Annotated in this window: 18 protein-coding genes and 1 pseudogene; 15 read left to right on the top strand and 4 right to left on the bottom strand. The window is 69.1% G+C overall.

The window, feature by feature from the left end:
• Positions 1-19: 19 nt before the first annotated feature.
• Positions 20-1,120: pseudogene (locus AQI70_RS19715) on the top strand (acyltransferase family protein); the annotation flags it as partial.
• A complete protein-coding gene (locus AQI70_RS19710) occupies positions 1,117-1,812 on the top strand; it encodes a demethylmenaquinone methyltransferase (protein ID WP_062151603.1) in 696 nt (231 codons plus the stop codon). The pseudogene AQI70_RS19715 and the gene AQI70_RS19710, both read left to right, overlap by 4 nt.
• 10 nt (positions 1,813-1,822) lie before the next feature.
• On the opposite strand, the gene AQI70_RS19705 is transcribed toward AQI70_RS19710, so the two are convergent.
• Together AQI70_RS19705 and AQI70_RS19700 are read right to left on the bottom strand one after the other, a co-directional pair.
• Positions 1,823-2,134, bottom strand: coding sequence for a PASTA domain-containing protein (locus AQI70_RS19705; protein ID WP_079051369.1), 312 nt, complete (start codon positions 2,132-2,134; stop codon positions 1,823-1,825).
• Between the two features lie 110 nt (positions 2,135-2,244).
• Positions 2,245-2,808, bottom strand: a complete 564-nt coding sequence (locus tag AQI70_RS19700) for a GNAT family N-acetyltransferase (RefSeq protein ID WP_079051368.1) — start codon at positions 2,806-2,808, stop codon at positions 2,245-2,247.
• 70 nt (positions 2,809-2,878) lie between these two features.
• Here AQI70_RS19700 and AQI70_RS19695 point away from each other — a divergent pair, with 70 nt between their 5' ends.
• Complete coding sequence (locus AQI70_RS19695; RefSeq protein ID WP_062151596.1) at positions 2,879-4,183, top strand: geranylgeranyl reductase family protein; 1,305 nt, start codon at positions 2,879-2,881, stop codon at positions 4,181-4,183.
• Between the two features lie 7 nt (positions 4,184-4,190).
• On the opposite strand, the gene def is transcribed toward AQI70_RS19695, so the two are convergent.
• Positions 4,191-4,820, bottom strand: a complete 630-nt coding sequence (gene def, locus AQI70_RS19690) for a peptide deformylase (protein WP_062151593.1) — start codon at positions 4,818-4,820, stop codon at positions 4,191-4,193.
• An 87-nt stretch (positions 4,821-4,907) separates the two neighbouring features.
• Between def and AQI70_RS19685 the strand changes: the two genes are divergently transcribed.
• Positions 4,908-6,719 carry a hydroxysqualene dehydroxylase gene (locus AQI70_RS19685; protein WP_062151590.1) on the top strand — a complete coding sequence of 604 codons (1,812 nt, stop codon included), beginning with the start codon at positions 4,908-4,910 and terminating at the stop codon, positions 6,717-6,719.
• Between the two features lie 96 nt (positions 6,720-6,815).
• Here the strand turns inward: AQI70_RS19685 and AQI70_RS19680 are convergent, their stop codons facing one another.
• Positions 6,816-7,643: a C40 family peptidase gene (locus AQI70_RS19680; protein WP_062151587.1), complete on the bottom strand. Its 828-nt coding sequence runs from the start codon at positions 7,641-7,643 to the stop codon at positions 6,816-6,818.
• Positions 7,644-8,355: 712 nt separating this feature from the next.
• Between AQI70_RS19680 and AQI70_RS19675 the strand changes: the two genes are divergently transcribed.
• From AQI70_RS19675 to nuoK, 11 genes are read left to right on the top strand one after another with little or no spacing between them, the layout of a single operon-like run.
• Positions 8,356-8,715, top strand: a complete 360-nt coding sequence (locus AQI70_RS19675) for an NADH-quinone oxidoreductase subunit A (protein WP_003974383.1) — start codon at positions 8,356-8,358, stop codon at positions 8,713-8,715.
• A gap of 15 nt (positions 8,716-8,730) precedes the next feature.
• Positions 8,731-9,285 (top strand): NuoB/complex I 20 kDa subunit family protein, encoded by a 555-nt coding sequence (locus AQI70_RS19670; protein ID WP_062151585.1) that lies wholly within the window; start codon positions 8,731-8,733, stop codon positions 9,283-9,285.
• A complete protein-coding gene (locus AQI70_RS19665) occupies positions 9,282-10,043 on the top strand; it encodes an NADH-quinone oxidoreductase subunit C (RefSeq protein ID WP_062151580.1) in 762 nt (253 codons plus the stop codon). Before AQI70_RS19670 ends, AQI70_RS19665 begins: the two co-directional genes overlap by 4 nt.
• Positions 10,040-11,362: an NADH-quinone oxidoreductase subunit D gene (locus AQI70_RS19660; RefSeq protein WP_062151577.1), complete on the top strand. Its 1,323-nt coding sequence runs from the start codon at positions 10,040-10,042 to the stop codon at positions 11,360-11,362. Before AQI70_RS19665 ends, AQI70_RS19660 begins: the two co-directional genes overlap by 4 nt.
• Complete coding sequence (gene nuoE / locus AQI70_RS19655) at positions 11,359-12,231, top strand: NADH-quinone oxidoreductase subunit NuoE (RefSeq protein WP_003998925.1); 873 nt, start codon at positions 11,359-11,361, stop codon at positions 12,229-12,231. The genes AQI70_RS19660 and nuoE overlap by 4 nt, the downstream gene beginning before the upstream one ends.
• Positions 12,231-13,580, top strand: coding sequence for an NADH-quinone oxidoreductase subunit NuoF (gene nuoF / locus AQI70_RS19650; protein ID WP_062151575.1), 1,350 nt, complete (start codon positions 12,231-12,233; stop codon positions 13,578-13,580). Before nuoE ends, nuoF begins: the two co-directional genes overlap by 1 nt.
• Positions 13,577-16,081, top strand: a complete 2,505-nt coding sequence (locus AQI70_RS19645) for an NADH-quinone oxidoreductase subunit G (RefSeq protein ID WP_062151572.1) — start codon at positions 13,577-13,579, stop codon at positions 16,079-16,081. The genes nuoF and AQI70_RS19645 overlap by 4 nt, the downstream gene beginning before the upstream one ends.
• Positions 16,078-17,442 carry an NADH-quinone oxidoreductase subunit NuoH gene (gene nuoH, locus AQI70_RS19640; protein WP_062151569.1) on the top strand — a complete coding sequence of 455 codons (1,365 nt, stop codon included), beginning with the start codon at positions 16,078-16,080 and terminating at the stop codon, positions 17,440-17,442. The genes AQI70_RS19645 and nuoH overlap by 4 nt, the downstream gene beginning before the upstream one ends.
• The gene (gene nuoI / locus AQI70_RS19635; protein WP_062151566.1) at positions 17,435-18,076 is read left to right on the top strand and encodes an NADH-quinone oxidoreductase subunit NuoI; all 642 of its coding nucleotides are present in this window, start codon (positions 17,435-17,437) and stop codon (positions 18,074-18,076) included. The genes nuoH and nuoI overlap by 8 nt, the downstream gene beginning before the upstream one ends.
• Positions 18,073-18,915: an NADH-quinone oxidoreductase subunit J gene (locus AQI70_RS19630; RefSeq protein ID WP_062151563.1), complete on the top strand. Its 843-nt coding sequence runs from the start codon at positions 18,073-18,075 to the stop codon at positions 18,913-18,915. The genes nuoI and AQI70_RS19630 overlap by 4 nt, the downstream gene beginning before the upstream one ends.
• Positions 18,912-19,211 (top strand): NADH-quinone oxidoreductase subunit NuoK, encoded by a 300-nt coding sequence (gene nuoK, locus AQI70_RS19625; protein WP_019756142.1) that lies wholly within the window; start codon positions 18,912-18,914, stop codon positions 19,209-19,211. Before AQI70_RS19630 ends, nuoK begins: the two co-directional genes overlap by 4 nt.
• The last annotated feature ends 1 nt before the right edge of the window (position 19,212 follow it).

Below are 19,212 nucleotides of genomic sequence, written 5' to 3'. Positions count from 1 at the left end.
GGCGCACAGCCTGTGATCCCCGGGGCGTGACCGCTACTTCGACACGCTCCGCGCGGTCGCGCTCATCCGCGTCGTCACCTACCACACCTTCGGCTGGGCCTGGGCGGGCATGGTCCTCCCCTCCATGGGGATCATGTTCGCCCTGGCCGGCACCCTGATGGCCAGGTCCCTGGAGCGCCCTGCGCTGACGGTGATCCGCGGCCGACTGCGCCGTCTCCTGCCGCCCTTCTGGTTCTGGGGCGTCTTCGTGGTCATGGCGATGCTGATCCACGACTGGATGCCGGGCCGGCAGATCGTCTACTGGATCGTGCCGCTCGGCGACCCGCCGGGCAACGCGTGGGGCGAGCAGGCCTGGGAGATCCTCTGGTACCTGCGGACGTACCTCTGGTTCGTCCTGCTGTCCCCGCTGCTGCTGAAGGTGTTCCGGCTGGCCCCGGTGCCGGTGCTGCTGCTGTCGCTGTCCCCGATCCTGGTCCTCCACTTCGCGTGGGAGCCCCCCAACAACCGCTTCGGCAGCGCGCTCACCGACCTGGCCACGTTCCTCTTCTGCTGGCTCCTCGGTTTCGCGCACCGCGACGGCGTGCTCCAGCGGCTGAAGCCGTTCGCGGTCGTCGCCCTCTCGCTCGCCGCGATCGGCTACGGCGGCTGGTACGCCTTCACCCGCCAGGCCGAGACCGGCTCCTACGACCTGGACGACATCCCCCTCGCCCAGGCGTGCTGGTCGGCGGGCTATGTGACGCTGCTGATGTACGCGAAGGAGTTCTGCGGGATCGACTTCGCCCGGCTGACCCGCTTCCGGCGCCTCGACCGCGTCGTCACGGTCTTCAACGCCCGCGCGGTGACGATCTACCTCTGGCACGAGATCGCCCTGATCCTCGCCGTTCCGCTGATCGACCGGTTCTGGGACGTGCCCGCGTTCGAGAGGTATCTGCCGCTGGAGAGCCAGTGGTTCATGTTCGGCATCGGCTGGATCCTGATCGCGGTCTTCGTCCTGCTGTGCGGCTGGGTGGAGGACGTGGCGGCGGAGAAGAAGCCGAGGCTGCTCCCGGGAGGCCGTGCTGCGACCTCGGGAGGCCGTGCTGCGACCTCCGGAGGCCGTACTGCCACAATGGGCCCGTGACCCGCGCATCCCTGGACAAGCAGCCGCACGAAGTCGCCTCGATGTTCGACAACGTGGCGGAACGGTACGACCTGACCAACGACGTGCTGTCGCTCGGCCAGGACCGCAGATGGCGCAAGGAGGTCGCCAAGGCCGTCGACGCCCGGCCCGCCCAGAAGGTCCTCGACCTGGCCGCCGGTACGGCGACCTCCTCGCTGCCCTTCGCCCAGACCGGCGCGTACGTCGTCCCCTGCGACTTCTCGCTCGGGATGCTCCAGGTCGGCAAGCGCAGGCACCCCTGGCTGCCGTTCACGGCGGGCGACGCGACGCGGCTGCCGTTCAAGGACGACACCTTCGACGCCGTGACGATCTCCTTCGGGCTGCGCAACGTGCAGGACTTCGACGCCGGCCTGCGTGAGATGTACCGGGTGACCAAGCCCGGCGGCCGGGTCGTGATCTGCGAGTTCTCGCACCCGACCTGGGCGCCCTTCCGCACCGTCTACACCGAGTACCTGATGCGCGCCCTGCCCCCGGTCGCCCGCGCGGTGTCCTCGAACCCCGACGCCTACGTCTACCTCGCCGAGTCCATCCGCGCCTGGCCCGACCAGCCGGCCCTCGCCGAACGCCTGCGCAGGGCCGGCTGGTCGAAGGTGGCCTGGCGGAACCTGACGGGCGGGGTGGTCGCCCTGCACCGGGGCTTCAAGCAGAGCTGAGCGTCAGGCCTCAAGCCGAGCTGACGACGGCGTACGGGTCCCCGGGCTCGTCGAGTTCGCGCCGCAGTCCGCCACCGGGCGGCCGCGGGAGGCGTGGCTCGCGGACGCCTCCGCCGCCCTCACCCTCGCCGAAGTCGAGCCAGACGTAGACCATCGAGTCCCGCGGCACCTCGGCACCGGCCTGGGGATACTGGCGTACGACGTAATCGACGACGGTGAGATGGAAGTCGGGCCGGTCCGGTGCGTTGAGGAGCAGGCCGTGCGACTTCGCTGCCTCGCGCGCGTCCATGGCCATGAGCCCGACGAACTTCGGTACGCGCACCTCGGGCTTTTTGGGTGTTATACGCACAGATGTCACCCCCAGCGGTACTGGCAGAGTAACCGCCAGGGGGTATGGCCCGGAAGCGTCAAGTACCTTTCTGTGACAGTCGGTTACGCAGGGTCACTGGTCTGGGTCCCGGCGGGCAGATCGAGCCGGTAACAGTGCCCCTTCTGCCGCGCGTCCGGTGTGGTGAACACCTCCGCGAGCCGCATCCCCAGTCGCCGCGTCACCGCGATCGACCGCTCGTTGCGGGCGTCGACCATCGCCACCACACCCGGCACCCCGGCCGCCCGCACCCGCTCCAGCGTCATCTGCGCGGCCGCGGTGACATAGCCCTTGCCCCAGTGCTCCCGCCCGAGCCGCCAGCCGATCTCGATCTCGCCCGTCGGGCCCCAGTCCCGCTCCCACGGCTGGGCTCCGGTGAAGCCGATGACCTGGTCGTTCTCGTCGAGCATGGTCCACAGGCAGAACCCCCGCTCGGCGTCGTGCCGGCGCTGGCGGGCGGTGAGTTCCTCGTAGGCGGACAGCTCCGCGGGCCTGCCGCCGTGGAACTCCATGACATCCGGGTGGGCGAAGACCCGGTGCCAGGCGATGGCGTCCTCGTCGGTGGGCACACGCAGCCGTACTACGGGGAGAGCTCGGTTCACAGGGCAGCCCTTCAGCCGGGTGATCAATTCTGCTGAATAGACTGCCGGTGTCCAGTGCCGGTCGGCACGCAGATTTCGAACCCGGGGAGATCCAGCCGTGACCGTCGTGACCGAGCCCCACTCCTCGCCTCTCTCCGAGAACACCGCCGATGTGATCGTCGTGGGCGCGGGGCCGGCCGGCTCCACCACGGCGTACCACCTGGCCAAGTCCGGCCTCGATGTACTCCTGCTGGAGAAGACCGAGTTCCCGCGGGAGAAGGTCTGCGGTGACGGCCTGACCCCGCGCGCGGTCAAACAGCTGGTGGCGATGGGCATCGACATCTCCGAGGAAGCCGGCTGGCTGCGCAACAAGGGCCTGCGGATCATCGGCGGCGGGGTGCGCCTCCAGCTGGACTGGCCGGATCTCGCCTCCTTCCCCGACTACGGCCTCGTCCGCAAGCGCGACGACTTCGACGAGCAACTCGCCCGCCAGGCACAGAAGGCCGGTGCCCGGCTGTACGAGCGCTGCAACGTCGGCGCCCCGATCATCGACGACCGCACCGGCCGCATCACCGGCGTCCACGCCAAGCTCGGCGAGGAGAAGCGCGAGGTCACCTTCCACGCCCCGCTGGTCGTCGCCGCCGACGGCAACTCCACCCGGCTCTCCCTGGCGATGGGCCTGCACCGCCGCGAGGACCGCCCGATGGGCGTCGCGGTCCGGACGTACTTCACCTCGCCCCGCCACGACGACGACTACCTGGAGTCCTGGCTGGAGCTGTGGGACCGCCGCGGGGCCGAGGACCGGCTGCTGCCGGGCTACGGCTGGATCTTCGGCATGGGCGACGGCACGTCCAACGTCGGCCTGGGTGTGCTCAACACCTCCGACTCCTTCAAGGAGCTGGACTGGCGCGAGGTGTTGAAGGCCTGGTGCGCCTCCATGCCGGAGGACTGGGGCTACACCCCGGACAACATGACCGGCCCGATCCGCGGCGCCGCGCTCCCCATGGCCTTCAACCGCCAACCGCACTACACCAAGGGCCTGCTGCTGGTCGGCGACGCCGGCGGCCTGGTGAACCCCTTCAACGGCGAGGGCATCGCCTACGCCATGGAGTCCGGCCAGATCGCCGCCGACGTCATCGTCCAGGCCCACGCCCGCGCGACCCCCGGCCAGCGCGAACTCGCCCTCCAGCGCTACCCGCAGGTCCTCAAGGACACCTACGGCGGCTACTACACGCTGGGCCGCGCCTTCGTGAAGCTCATCGGCAACCCGAAGGTCATGAAGATCGCGGCCCAGCGCGGCCTGACCCACCCGCTCCTGATGAAGTTCACCCTGAAGCTCCTGGCCAACCTCACCGACCCGACGGGCGGCGACGCGATGGACCGGATCATCAACGGGCTGAGCAAGGTGGCGCCGAAGGCGTGACCCGTGACTAGACCCTGCTGAGGGCCTCGATGTTGGCGGCCCGGCGCGCGAACACCTCGTCCCGCCGGTCCGCCACCTGCCGCAGCGCGTCCTTGCGCTCCCGGTTGGAGAGCCGGTCCAGGTAGACGCGCCCGTTGCAGTGGTCGGTCTCGTGCTCCAGGCAGCGGGCGAAGTACCCCGTGCCCTCGATGACCAGAGGCTCCCCGTCCTTGTCGAGCCCGCGCACCACCGCCCGGTCCGGGCGCGGTACGCCCATGACGGCCCCGGGCACGGACAGGCACCCTTCGCTCTCGTCGAGCAGACGGCGCCCGGCGGGGCCGAGGGTGTCCAGCACCGGGTTGACGATGTGCCCGACGTGCCGGACCCCCTTGTCGTCCGGGCAGTCGTACACGAACAGCCGCAGGTCGACGCCGACTTGGTTCGCCGCCAGCCCCGCCCCGTCGGCGATATACATGGTCAGGAACATGTCGTCGATCAGCGCGGCAAGATCGGGCCCGAACTCGGTGACATCCCGGCACGGCTTGTGCAGGACCTCCTCACCCACTTCGGTGATCCTGCGCACCGACCCGCGCCTGGCCTCGGGCGCGAGCGGCGGATACGAGTCGACGGGCCTGCCCTGCACGAACACGCTCGGCATAGGTGTCTCTCCTGTCTTGTGAGGATGCTGTGGCGGGCGGGAAACAGACTTCCGACCTCCGGGAGCTCTCCCTACCCTCCGTTACTCATGACAACAGAACACACGCAGGAGTCTCAGGGGAAGGTCGGCCACACCCGCAGACACTTCCTGGCCGGTGCCGGGGGAGTGGCCGGCGCCCTCGCCTTAGGGACCGCCGGCAGTGCGAGAGCCGCGGCCGGCAAACGCGTCGCCGTCCTCGGCGGTGGCGTCTCGGGCCTGAGCGCCGCCCACGAACTCGCCGAACGCGGCTACGCCGTCACCGTCTACGAGTACTACGACGCCCTCGGCGGCAAGGCCCGCTCGATGCCCGTCCCGGGGACGGGAGCCGGTGGCCGCGCGGACCTCCCCGCCGAGCACGGCTTCCGCTTCTTCCCCGGCTTCTACCGGAACCTGCCGGACACCATGCGCCGCATCCCCGTCCCCGGCAACGCGAACGGCGTCCACGACAACCTCGTCAGCGGCACCGAGGCCCTGTTCGCCCGCGCGGGCGGCCGTCCCGACCTGCACTTCCCGCTGCGCCGCGCCACCACCCCGCCCCGCCCCGGTGACCTCACCCTCAGCTGGCTCCGCGACCAGGTCCTCTCGGTGCTGGACCTCGGCACCCGCCTGCCCGCCCACGAGGTCGCGTACTTCGCCGACCGCCTCCTCGTCCACCTCACCAGCTGCGACGCCCGCCGCGAGGAGGTGTGGGAGAAGGTGGCGTGGTGGGACTTCATCCGCGCCGAGGAGATGAGCGAGGAGTACCGCACCGTCCTCGGCGTCGGTCAGACCCGCAACCTGGTCGCCACGCGCGCGGAGGTGGCGTCCACCCGAACCGTCGGCCGCGTCATCATCGAGGCCCTGCTCCTGTGGGGCCTGCTCGGCCGCGGCATGGACGGCGACGCCGACATCGACCGCATCCTCAACGCCCCCACCAGCGAAGCCTGGATCGACCCCTGGGAGGCCCACCTGCGCTCCCTCGGCGTGGATTTCGTCCTCGGCACCCAGGTCCGCGAGGTCCGCTACGACGGCGGCCGGGTGACCGGCGTCCGCGTATCGGCCCGCGACGGCGGCGACGAGCGCACGGTCACCGCCGACCACTACATCTCCGCCCTGCCGGTCGAGCACGCGCGCCTGACATGGGGCCGGGGGTTGCGGGCGGCCGACCCGCAGCTCGGGAAGTGCGACGCGCTGCAGACGGACTGGATGACCGGCGTGATGTTCTACCTGCGCACGCCCACACCCGTCGTGCACGGCCACATCAACTGCCTCGACTCACCGTGGTCGGTGACCGCCGTCGGCCAGGCCCAGTTCTGGGGTGGACGTGTCTTCCCCCGCGACTACGGCGACGGCCGCGCCCACGACTGCCTCTCCGCGATCATCTCGGAATGGGACAAGCCCGGCATCCTGTACGGCAAGACGGCCAAGGAGTGCACCAAGGAGGAGGTCGTCGCCGAACTCTGGGCCCAGCTGAAGGACGGCCTGAACGACGCCGGCAAGACCGTGCTCCGGGACGAGGACCGCCTCGGCTGGTTCATGGACCCGGCGGTGACGGGCCTGGGCGGCCCCGAACCGCGCAACCGCGAGCAGCTCCTCATCCACCCCACGGGCACCCTCTACAACCGCCCCACGGCCCACACGAGGGTCCCGAACTTCTTCCTCGCGGGCGACTACGTCCGCACGGATGTCGACCTCGCGACGATGGAGGGCGCCAACGAGTCCGCCCGACTGGCCGTCAACGCTCTGCTGAAAGCGGACGATTCGGACGCCGAGCGCTGCCGGATCTGGGAGCTGTACCGGCCCCCGGAGCTGGAGCCGCTGAAGCGCGTCGACGAGCTGCGCTACAAGCTGGGCCTGCCCAACACCTTCGACCTGGGCTGAGCCGTGAGGACCCGCGGGTGAGACGTAAGGGCCCGCGGGTGAGGCGTAGGGCCGCTGCCCCTGAGCGGCTGCGGCCCTTACGGTGATTCCTACGCCTCAGAGGACGCGCACCGCGCCCGACGCCGGGTACCCGGACAGGTCCTGGATGACGACGCCCTTGGACGGGTTGGCCGCGTCCAGGTACTGGCCGTTGCCGATGTAGACACCCACGTGGTACGCGGAGCCCTTCCCGCCCCAGTAGAGGATGTCGCCGACCTGGATCTGCGAGAGCGGGATGTCGGTGCCGACCATCGACTGGTCCTGCGAGACCCGCGGCAGGTCGACGCCGACCTGCTTGAACGCGGCCTGGACCAGGCTGGAGCAGTCCCATGCGTTGGGGCCGGTGGCGCCCATGACGTACGCGTCGCCCACCTGCGCCTTGAGGAAGGAGATGACCGTCGCGACGCTGCCGCTGGCGGGAGCGGACACGCTCGTGCTCGCGGAGGCGGACAGGGTGGCGCGCTCGGTGCTGCGCGAGGCGGCGGCCTCTGCGGCGGCCCTGCGGGCCTCCTCGGCCTTCTTCTTCGCCTCGGCCTTCTTCTTGGCCTCTGCGAGGTCCTTCTTGGCTTCCTTGGCCGCCGCGGCCGCGGCCGCGTCACGCTCGGCGTCGAGCTCGTAGTTGGCGGCTGCCAGCTGCGTGGCGTCCGCGGACTGGGCGAGCTGGTCCGCCAGGTCACCCGTGAGGGTGGGCAGTTCGATGGTCTGCGTCACCGGCTCGGCGGCGTTCGCCGTGGCCGACGCACCCGCCGCTGCCATGCTGAGGACGCCACCGGCAACTCCGGCGCGCATCGCGACGGTCGTCGACGCGGTGCGGCGGGGCTTCCGGTGGCTACGTATGTGAGCGGTGTGGGACATGAGAACAACGGGTACCAGGGGCTCCTCCATACCTTCAAGAAACGTGGGCTGCGCCACAATTGTTCAACCGGCGCCCCAAAATCCTGGCGCCGCGCCCTTTATTGACGCCGTAACGGACATTGTGGACGCCCGTCATCCGCCCGTGATCACGGTCTTTCATCATTAAGTCCGAATTGCCCACCGCTTACCACTTGTTGGGACCGGTGGCCAAGCCCGGTTCTCAGAGACCTCTCATTGATGTGGCGGAGGTCACGCAACGGTTACAGCGATGTGCGCGTCCCGTGCGCGGATCCCGCGGCGTGTCGCTCGTGAACGCGTGCACGCGTCCACATCCCCCTTCGGGCTCCCTCTGATGTGTGAATGCGCTCCTCTATCAAGGCGCCCCGTCCAGCACCAATTTGCATGCAAGGGAAGTCTCTTGATATTGAGACGCCCCCTCCGAGCTGCATGGACGAGCGGAAATGTCACCTCTGGTGATCACTCGAACGCTTCTCGTGCGAAGATCACCGCTCATCCGGCTTCATGATCCTTCGTCAGGTGGTGGAGATCACAAAGCTTGTGCAATACCCCGTGTCGCAGATCACAGAGCGGCGGGCATAAGATGCGAGGCAGTTGGGCTTGTGACCTGCTTCACATGTTCTCGATCTTCGCCGGGACCAGCGGGGCTCGTGGAACTGGTGAGGCGGCTGTGAGCCCAGTGCAACCGCCAGCAGTCAGTGCCGACTGAGAGGAGCGAGGAGCGGTGAACGCGTATGCGCCCATCCTCGTACTGGGAGCCCTCGGGGCAGGCTTTGCGATCTTCTCCGTGGTCATGGCCACGCTGATCGGTCCGAAGCGATACAACCGGGCCAAGCTCGAGGCCTACGAGTGCGGTATCGAGCCGACCCCCACGCCGGCCGGCGGCGGGCGCTTCCCGATCAAGTACTACCTGACGGCGATGCTCTTCATCATCTTCGATATCGAGATCGTCTTCCTCTACCCCTGGGCCGTCACCTTCGACGCCCTGGGGATTTTCGGGCTCGTGGAGATGTTGCTCTTCGTGCTCACCGTCTTCGTCGCGTACGCGTACGTATGGCGGCGCGGCGGCCTGGAATGGGACTGAGGGGCTTTTAACGACATGGGACTCGAAGAAAAGCTGCCGAGCGGATTCCTGCTGACCACCGTCGAGCAGGCCGCGGGCTGGGTGCGCAAGGCATCGGTCTTCCCGGCCACCTTCGGCCTCGCCTGCTGCGCCATCGAGATGATGACCACCGGCGCCGGCCGCTACGACCTGGCGCGCTTCGGCATGGAGGTCTTCCGCGGATCCCCGCGCCAGGCCGACCTCATGATCGTCGCCGGCCGGGTCAGCCAGAAGATGGCACCGGTGCTGCGGCAGGTCTACGACCAGATGCCGAACCCCAAGTGGGTGATCTCCATGGGGGTCTGCGCCTCCTCGGGCGGCATGTTCAACAACTACGCGATCGTCCAGGGCGTCGACCACATCGTCCCGGTCGACATCTATCTGCCCGGCTGCCCGCCGCGGCCCGAGATGCTGATGGACGCCATCCTCAAGCTCCACCAGAAGATCCAGACCTCCAAGCTCGGCGTGAACGCCGAGGAGGCGGCCCGTGAGGCGGAGGAGGCGGCGCTCAAGGCCCTGCCCACGATCGAGATGAAGGGGCTGCTGCAGTGAGCGACGCGAACGGCACCAACGGGGCGAACGGGTCCAACGGGGTCAACCCCGAGAAGGACCTCTCCGCCTCCAACCTCCCCGGCCAGCGCGGCCAGGGCGGCGAGGAGATCCGCGTCCAGCGCGGCATGTTCGGCGCCGACAACGGCGGCGACACCTCCGGCTACGGCGGCCTGGTCCGCTCGGTCCGGCTCCCGGGACCGGCGAGCCGCCCCTACGGAGGCTGGTTCGACGAGGTCGCCGACGAACTCGAAGGCGCGCTGGAGGAGCAGGGCCTCCTGCCCGACAACGCCATCGAGAAGACGGTCGTCGACCGCGGCGAACTCACCTTCCACATCGAACGCGAGCACCTGGTCCGCGTCGCCCGCACCCTGCGCGACGACCCGGCCCTGCGCTTCGAACTGTGCACCGGCGTCAGCGGCGTCCACTACCCGCACGACAAGGGCCGCGAGCTGCACGCCGTCTACCACCTGCGCTCGATCACCCACAACCGGCTGATCCGCCTCGAAGTCAGCGCCCCCGACGCTGACCCGCACATCCCGTCGCTCGTCTCCGTGTACCCGACCAACGACTGGCACGAGCGCGAGACGTACGACTTCTTCGGCATCGTCTTCGACGGTCACCCCGCCCTGACGCGGATCATGATGCCGGACGACTGGCAGGGCCACCCGCAGCGCAAGGACTACCCCCTCGGCGGCATCCCCGTCGAGTACAAGGGCGCCCAGATCCCGGCTCCGGACCAGCGGAGGTCGTACTCGTGAGCACGCAGTCAGCAGCCGCCCGCGAAACCACCGAGGGGACCGTCTACACGGTCACCGGTGGCGACTGGGACGAGGTCGTCGAGTCCGCGGCCCGTGCCGACGACGAACGCATCGTCGTCAACATGGGCCCCCAGCACCCCTCCACCCACGGAGTGCTGCGCCTGATCCTGGAGATCGAGGGCGAGACCGTCACCGAGGCCCGCTGCGGCATCGGCTATCTCCACACCGGCATCGAGAAGAACCTCGAGTACCGGACCTGGACGCAGGGCACTACGTTCGTGACGCGCATGGACTACCTGACGTCCTTCTTCAATGAGACCGCCTACTGTCTCGCCGTCGAGAAACTCCTCGGCATCGAGGACGACATCACCGAGCGAGCCAAGATCATCCGGGTGCTCCTGATGGAGCTGAACCGGATGTCCTCCCACCTGGTGTGCATCGCCACCGGCGGCATGGAGCTCGGCGCCACCACGATCATGATCTACGGATTCCGTGATCGTGAAATGATTCTCGACATCTACGAGCTCATCACGGGCCTGCGGATGAACCACGCGTACATCCGCCCCGGCGGACTCGCCCAGGACCTGCCGCCCGGCGCGGTGGACCAGATCCGCGAGTTCGTGAAGAAGATGAAGAAGAACCTTCCGGAGTACGACAAGCTCGCCACCGGGAACCCCATCTTCAAGGCCCGCATGCAGGACATCGGCTATCTCGACCTGGCCGGCTGCATGGCCCTCGGCGCCACCGGCCCGATCCTGCGCTCCACCGGCCTGCCGCACGACCTGCGCAAGGCCCAGCCGTACTGCGACTACGAGACGTACGACTTCGAGATCCCGACCGCCGACACCTGCGACTCCTACGGGCGCTTCCTGATCCGCCTGGAAGAGATGCGCCAGTCGCTGGGGATCATCGAGCAGTGCCTGGACCGGCTCCAGCCCGGCCCGGTCATGGTCGCCGACAAGAAGATCGCCTGGCCCGCCCAGCTCGCCCTGGGACCGGACGGACTGGGCAACTCCCTCGACCACATCAAGAAGATCATGGGCACCTCCATGGAGGCCCTGATCCACCACTTCAAGCTGGTCACCGAGGGCTTCCGCGTCCCGCCGGGACAGGCGTACGCGGCCGTCGAGTCGCCCAAGGGCGAGCTCGGCGTGCATGCCGTCTCCGACGGCGGCACCCGCCCCTACCGGGTCCACTTCCGTGACCCGTCCTTCACCAACCTGCAAGCCATGGCGGCGATGTGCGAGGGCGGCCAGGTCGCCGACGTCATCGTTGCCGTCGCGTCCATCGACCCCGTGATGGGAGGCGTCGACCGGTGACCACCAGTTCTTCGGAGCGGGGCGTCAGCCTGGGCATGCCCCAACTGCCCGCGCCCGGCTACCCGGACGACGTTCGAGAGCGGCTGGAGAGGGACGCGCGCGAAGTGATCGCCCGCTACCCGGACTCCAGGTCCGCCCTCCTGCCGTTGCTGCACCTCGTGCAGTCGGAGGAGGGCCACGTCACGCGCACCGGGATGCAGTTCTGCGCGGACGTGCTCGGCCTGACCACGGCCGAGGTCACCGCGGTCGCCACCTTCTACACCATGTACCGGCGCAAGCCGAGCGGTGACTACCAGGTGGGCGTCTGCACCAACACCCTCTGCGCGGTGATGGGCGGTGACGCGATCTTCGAGGAGCTCCAGGAGCACCTGGGCGTCGGCAACGGCGAGACCACCGACGACGGCAAGGTCACCCTGGAGCACATCGAGTGCAACGCGGCCTGCGACTTCGCGCCGGTCGTGATGGTCAACTGGGAGTTCTTCGACAACCAGACCCCGGCCAGCGCCAAGCGCCTCGTCGACGACCTGCGCGCGGGGCGGGACGTCGAGCCGACGCGCGGTGCGCGGCTGTGCACCTTCAAGGAGACCGCGCGGATCCTGGCCGGCTTCCCCGACGAGCGGCCCGGGGCCGTCGAGGAGAGCGGCAGTGCGGGACCGGCGTCGCTGGTGGGTCTCCGCCTGGCCAAGGGAGAGACCGCACCCGCGCGCGTGGTCCATCCGCGCGACGGCGGCCCGCACGACGAGCCGCAGGGCAGGACAGTGCACGAACCGTCGCCCACCGAGCACCTCAGTTCGCACGACGCGCCGCAGAAAACGTCCGCGTCCGACCCCGCCCACCCGGCAGGGCCTGTCGCCGAGGAGGGGGAGTGATGACGTTGGCACCCGAGCTGAAGGAAAACAGCCCCGAGAAGCTGCTCGCACCCGTGCTGTCGGCCTTCTGGGACGAGGACAGGTCCTGGACGCTGGACGTCTACCGAAGGCACGAAGGCTACGAGGGACTTCGCAAGGCGCTCGCCATGTCGCCGGACGATGTGATCGCGTACGTCAAGGAGTCCGGTCTGCGCGGGCGAGGCGGCGCGGGATTCCCGACGGGGATGAAATGGCAGTTCATTCCCCAGGGGGATGGAAAACCGCACTATCTAGTTGTCAACGCCGACGAATCGGAGCCCGGGACGTGCAAGGACATCCCGCTCCTCTTCGCGAACCCGCACAGCCTCATCGAGGGCATCGTCATCGCGTGTTATGCCATCAGGTCTTCGCATGCCTTCATCTATCTGCGTGGTGAAGTCGTCCCCGTTCTGCGGCGGTTGCACGAGGCCGTGCGCGAGGCCTACGCGGCCGGCTTCCTCGGCGAGAACATCCTCGGCAGTGGCCTCGATCTCCAACTCACCGTGCACGCGGGCGCGGGCGCGTACATCTGCGGTGAGGAGACCGCACTGCTCGACTCGCTCGAAGGCCGCCGTGGTCAACCGCGGCTCCGTCCCCCCTTCCCTGCTGTGGCAGGTCTCTACGCCTGCCCGACTGTTGTGAACAACGTCGAGTCGATCGCGTCGGTTCCCGCGATCCTGAATCGGGGCAAAGAGTGGTTCCGGTCGATGGGCAGCGAGAAGTCCCCGGGCTTCACGCTCTACTCGCTCAGCGGCCATGTCGCGAACCCCGGACAGTACGAGGCCCCGCTCGGGATCACGCTCCGCCAGCTCCTTGAAATGAGCGGCGGCATGCGCCCGGGCCATCGCCTGAAGTTCTGGACGCCGGGCGGCTCCTCGACGCCGATGTTCACCGACGAGCACCTCGACGTCCCTCTTGACTACGAAGGAGTGGGCGCCGCGGGTTCCATGCTCGGAACGAAGGCGCTCCAGTGCTTCGACGAGACGACCTGCGTCGTCCGTGCCGTCACCCGCTGGACCGAGTTCTACGCCCACGAGTCCTGCGGCAAGTGCACACCCTGCCGCGAAGGCACGTACTGGCTCGTGCAGCTGCTGCGCGACATCGAGGCCGGCAAGGGCGTCATGAGTGACCTCGACAAGCTGAACGACATCGCCGACAACATCAACGGCAAGTCCTTCTGCGCCCTCGGCGACGGTGCCGCCTCGCCGATCTTCTCCTCGCTGAAGTACTTCCGCGAGGAGTACGAGCAGCACATCACGGGCCGCGGCTGCCCCTTCGACCCGGCCAAGTCCACGGCCTGGGCCGACCACCGCACGGAGGTGAACGCATGACCGTGACCACGAGCGCTCCCTCCGGGGGCGGAGAGGCGGCCGTCCCGCCGGCAGATCTCGTCTCGCTGACCATCGACGGCGCCGAGATCAGCGTGCCCAAGGGCACTCTGGTCATCCGGGCCGCCGAGCAGCTCGGCATCGAGATCCCCCGCTTCTGCGACCACCCGCTCCTTGACCCGGCCGGCGCCTGTCGCCAGTGCATCGTCGAGGTCGAGGGCCAGCGCAAGCCGATGGCGTCCTGCACGATCACGTGCACGGACGGCATGGTCGTGAAGACGCACCTCACCTCGCCGGTCGCCGAGAAGGCCCAGAAGGGTGTGATGGAGCTCCTGCTCATCAACCACCCGCTGGACTGCCCGGTCTGCGACAAGGGCGGTGAGTGCCCGCTGCAGAACCAGGCCATGTCGCACGGGCACGCCGAGTCCCGCTTCGAGGGAAGGAAGCGGACCTACGAGAAGCCGGTCCCGATCTCGACACAGGTGCTGCTCGACCGCGAGCGGTGCGTGCTGTGCGCCCGCTGCACCCGGTTCTCCAACCAGGTGGCCGGCGACCCGATGATCGAGCTGGTCGAGCGGGGCGCGCTCCAGCAGGTCGGCACCGGTGAGGGCGACCCGTTCGAGTCGTACTTCTCCGGCAACACCATCCAGATCTGCCCGGTCGGCGCGCTCACCTCGGCGGCCTACCGGTTCCGCTCCCGCCCCTTCGACCTCGTCTCCTCGCCGTCGGTGTGCGAGCACTGCTCCGGCGGCTGCGCGACGCGCACGGACCACCGGCGCGGCAAGGTCATGCGGCGGCTCGCGGCCAACGACCCCGAGGTCAACGAGGAGTGGATCTGCGACAAGGGGCGCTTCGCGTTCCGGTACGCCCAGCAGCGCGACCGGCTTCAGACGCCGCTCGTGCGCAACGCCGAGGGCGAGCTCGAACCGGCCTCCTGGCCGGAGGCGCTGCAGATCGCGGCCCAGGGACTGCTCGCCTCACGCGGCCGGACCGGCGTGCTGACCGGCGGCCGTCTCACCATCGAGGACGCCTACGCGTACAGCAAGTTCGCGCGCGTGGCGCTCGACACCAACGACATCGACTTCCGCGCGCGCGTGCACAGCAGCGAGGAAGCCGACTTCCTGGCCGCCCAGGTCGCTGGCCACGGCCGCGACCTCGACGGTACGGGCGTCACGTACACCTCCCTGGAGAAGGCCCCGGCCGTCCTGCTGGCCGGGTTCGAGGCCGAGGAGGAGGCGCCCGGCATCTTCCTGCGGCTGCGCAAGGCCTGGCGCAAGCACGGCCAGAAGGTCTTCTCGCTCGCCACCCACGCCACGCGCGGTCTGGAGAAGGCAGGCGGCACGCTGCTGCCCGCCGCCCCCGGCACCGAGACCGAGTGGCTGGACGCGCTGGCGGGCGGGGCCGGCCTGGACGAGGCCGGAGCGGAGGCGGCCGAGGCACTGCGCACCGAGGGCGCGGTGATCGTGGTCGGCGAGCGGCTGGCCGCCGTTGCCGGTGGGCTCACCGCCGCCATGCGGGCCGCGTCCGCGACCGGCGCCGAGCTGGTGTGGATCCCGCGTCGGGCGGGGGAGCGCGGTGCCATCGAGGCCGGTGCGCTGCCGTCGCTGCTGCCGGGCGGACGCCCCGCGACCGACCCACGCGCGCGTGAGGAGGTCGCCGCCGTCTGGGGGCTGGCCGAACTCCCGCACCGTTACGGCCGCGACACCGGCCAGATCGTCGAGGCCGCCGCGACCGGCGAACTCCAGGCCCTGCTGGTCGCGGGCGTCGAGGTCGCCGACCTGCCGGACCCGGCACGCGCGCGTACGGCGCTCGCCGAAGCCGGCTTCGTGGTGTCGCTGGAGCTGCGGCCCGGCGAGGTCACCGAGCTCGCCGACGTCGTCCTCCCCGTCGCCGCGGTCGCCGAGAAGGCCGGCGCCTTCCTCAACTGGGAGGGCCGGGTGCGCTTCTTCGAGGCCGCGCTCAAGCCGGACCAGATGACCCGCCGCCTGGCCCCGACCGACGCGCGCGTGCTGCAGATGCTGGCCGACGCCATGGACGTACACCTGGGTCTGCCGGATCTGCGCACCACGCGCGCGGAGATCGACCGGCTCGGGGCCTGGGACGGATCACGAGCGACCGGACCTGTGGAGACCGCCAGCCAGCTGCCGCGGCCGGCCGCCGGAGAGGCCGTCCTGGCCGGACACCGGCTGCTGCTCGACCAGGGCGTCCTCCAGGAGGGCGACGAGGCGCTCGCCGGCACCCGGCACGCCGCCCACGCGCGTCTGTCGGCCGCCACGGCCGCCGAGGCCGGGCTGAAGGACGGCGACGTCCTCGCCGTGACCGGTCCCGCCGGGGTGGTCGAACTCCCGCTGCAGACCGCGGAGATGCCCGACCGGGTGGTGTGGCTTCCGCTGAACTCCGTGGGCGGTGGCGTCGCCTCCGACACCGGGGCGCTGCCCGGTTCACTCGTCCGTATCGGCCCGGCGACCCTCGCGACCGAGGCCCCCGAGGAGGTGGAGGCATGAGCCCGTTCCTCGCCGCTGAAGACCTCTCGATGTTCGGCCGCGACCCCTGGTGGCTGGTCGCCATCAAGGCGGTGTTCTGCTTCGCCTTCCTGATGGTGACCGTGCTGTTCTCCATCGTCTGGGAGCGCAAGGTCGTCGCCTGGATGCAGCTGCGCATCGGCCCCAACCGACACGGCCCCTGGGGCATGCTCCAGTCGCTCGCCGACGGCATCAAGCTGATGCTCAAGGAAGACGTCATCGTCAAACGCGCGGACAAGGTGGTCTACGTCCTCGCGCCGATCGTCGCGGCCATCCCGGCCTTCATGGCGATCGCGGTGATTCCCTTCGGCCCGGCCGGCAACGAGATCTCGATCTTCGGGCAGCGCACCACGATGCAGCTCACCGACCTGCCGATCGCGATGCTCTACATCCTCGCGGTCGCCTCGGTCGGCATCTACGGCATCGTGCTGGCGGGTTGGAGTTCCGGATCGACGTATCCGCTGCTCGGCGGCCTGCGGTCCTGCGCGCAGATGATCTCGTACGAGATCGCGATGGGCGCCGCCTTCGCCTCGGTGTTCCTGTACTCCGGTTCGATGTCGACGTCGGCGATCGTCGAGGCGCAGCAGGACCGTTGGTACATCGTCCTGCTGCCGGTCTCCTTCGTGATCTACATCGTGACGATGGTCGGCGAGACCAACCGTGCCCCCTTCGACATGCCGGAGTCCGAGGGCGACCTGGTCGGCGGCTTCAACACCGAGTACTCGTCGATCAAGTTCGCGATGTTCATGCTCGCCGAGTACGTGAACATGGTGACGGTCTCGGCCGTCTCGGTGACGCTCTTCCTGGGCGGCTGGCGGGCCCCGTATCCGATCAGCTCCTTCTGGGAGGGCGCGAACCAAGGCTGGTGGCCGTTGCTCTGGTTCGTGGTCAAGGTCCAGCTGCTGCTGTTCTTCTTCATCTGGCTGCGCGGCACGCTCCCGCGGGTCCGCTACGACCAGCTGATGAAGCTCGGCTGGAAGGTCCTGATCCCGGTCTCCGTGGTCTGGCTGATGCTCGTCGCGACCGTGCGGACTCTTCGGAACGAGAACTACGACTTCGCCGACATCGCCCTCTACGTCGGCGGCGGCGTCCTCGCGCTGCTGCTGCTCTCCTTCGTCGTGGACATGTTCCGCGAGCGGACGAAGGCGGCCGCGCAACCCGGCGAGGGACCCGCCGCGTTCGACGCGATGGCGGGCGGTTTCCCCGTACCGCCCCTGCCCGGACAGGAGCTTCCGCCGGTCCCGCGGCGCCGCCCGCGCCGTGAGCGGGAGCTGATTGTCAGTGGTGCGCCCGATACTCAGAGTGACGGATCTCTGGATGGAAAGGAGGCGTCCGATGGCTGAGGAGCCCAAGGAGACCAAGCCCGGTTTCCTGAACCCCGTGGCCGGCTTCGGCGTGACCTTCAAGGCCATGTTCAAGAAGCGGCTGACCGAGCAGTACCCGGAGCAGCAGAAGACCACCGCTCCGCGCTTCCACGGACGGCACCAGCTCAACCGCCATCCGGACGGCCTGGAGAAGTGCGTCGGCTGCGAGCTGTGCGCCTGGGCCTGCCCCGCCGACGCCATCTATGTGGAGGGCGCCGACAACACCGACGAGGAGCGCTACTCACCGGGCGAGCGCTACGGCCGCGTGTACCAGATCAACTACGCCCGCTGCATCCTGTGCGGCCTGTGCATCGAGGCGTGCCCCACGCGCGCGCTCACGATGACCAACGAGTTCGAGCTCGCCGACTCCAGCCGCGCCAACCTCATCTACACCAAGGAGCAGCTGCTCGCCGGGCTTGAGGACGGCATGGTCGACACGCCTCACGCCATCTACCCGGGGACCGACGAGCAGGACTACTACCGGGGTCTGGTGACGGAGGCCGCGCCCGGTACGACCCGGCAGGTCGCGGTGTCCCAGGGTGAGGTCCCGCAGGAGGCCGCCTCGACCTTCGGCGAGGAAGAACCGGCCTCGGAGAAGGTGATCGGCCGATGACCGAGCAGCTCGCCGCCTACTCCACCTCCACCGGAGAGGCCGTCCAGTTCTGGATCCTCGGCACCGTCGCCGTCATCGGCGCCCTGTGCACCGTCTTCATGAAGAAGGCCGTGCACAGCGCGCTCTGCCTCGCCGGGACCATGATCGTCCTGGCGGTGTTCTACCTTGCCAACGGCGCCTACTTCCTGGGCATCGTGCAGATCGTCGTCTACACCGGCGCGATCATGATGCTGTTCCTGTTCGTGGTGATGCTCGTCGGCGTCACGGCCGCGGACTCCCTGAGGGAAACCATCAAGGGCCAGCGGTGGCTGGCCCTCCTGTGTGGCCTCGGGTTCGGCATCCTGCTCGTCGGCGGCATCGGGAACGCCTCCCTGAAGGAGTTCAACGGCCTGGCCCAGGCCAATGCGAGCGGCAATGTGGAGGGCATCGCGACCCTCCTGTTCACCAAGTACGTCTTCGCCTTCGAGATCACCGGCGCCCTGCTGATCACGGCCGCCGTCGGCGCCATGGTGCTCACGCACCGCGAGCGCACCGAGCGCGCCAAGACCCAGCGCGAGCTGTCCGAACAGCGCATCCGCGAAGGCAAGCACATCCCGCCGCTGCCGGCGCCCGGCGTCTACGCCCGGCACAACGCAGTGGACATCGCGGGCCTGCTGCCCGACGGCACCCCGTCCGACCTCACGGTCAGCAAGACGCTGCGCGAGCGCGGCCAGATCCGGGACGTGTCCACCGAGGCGCTCAACGATCTGCGGGCACTGGAGCAGCGCGCGGAGGAGCGCTTGGAGCGGACCGCGATCGAGCCGGCGACCTTCAAGCGGCCCGAGGAGGCGTCCAAGTGAACCCGGTCAACTACCTCTATCTCGCGGCCCTGCTGTTCACGATCGGCGCCACAGGTGTGCTGATCAGGCGAAACGCGATCGTCGTGTTCATGTGCATCGAGCTCATGCTCAACGCCTGCAACCTCGCGCTCGTCGCCTTCTCCCGGATGCACGGCAATCTCGACGGCCAGATCATCGCCTTCTTCACGATGGTCGTCGCCGCCGCGGAGGTCGTCGTCGGGCTCGCGATCATCGTGTCGCTGTTCCGTTCCCGCCACTCGGCCTCGGTCGACGACGCCAGCCTGATGAAGCTCTGAG

Source organism: Streptomyces curacoi (assembly GCF_001513975.1).
Classification (GTDB): Bacteria; Actinomycetota; Actinomycetes; order Streptomycetales; family Streptomycetaceae; genus Streptomyces; species Streptomyces curacoi.
The sequence above is the reverse complement of the archived record's forward strand: the minus strand, read 5'-3'. Positions and strand labels throughout refer to the sequence as shown.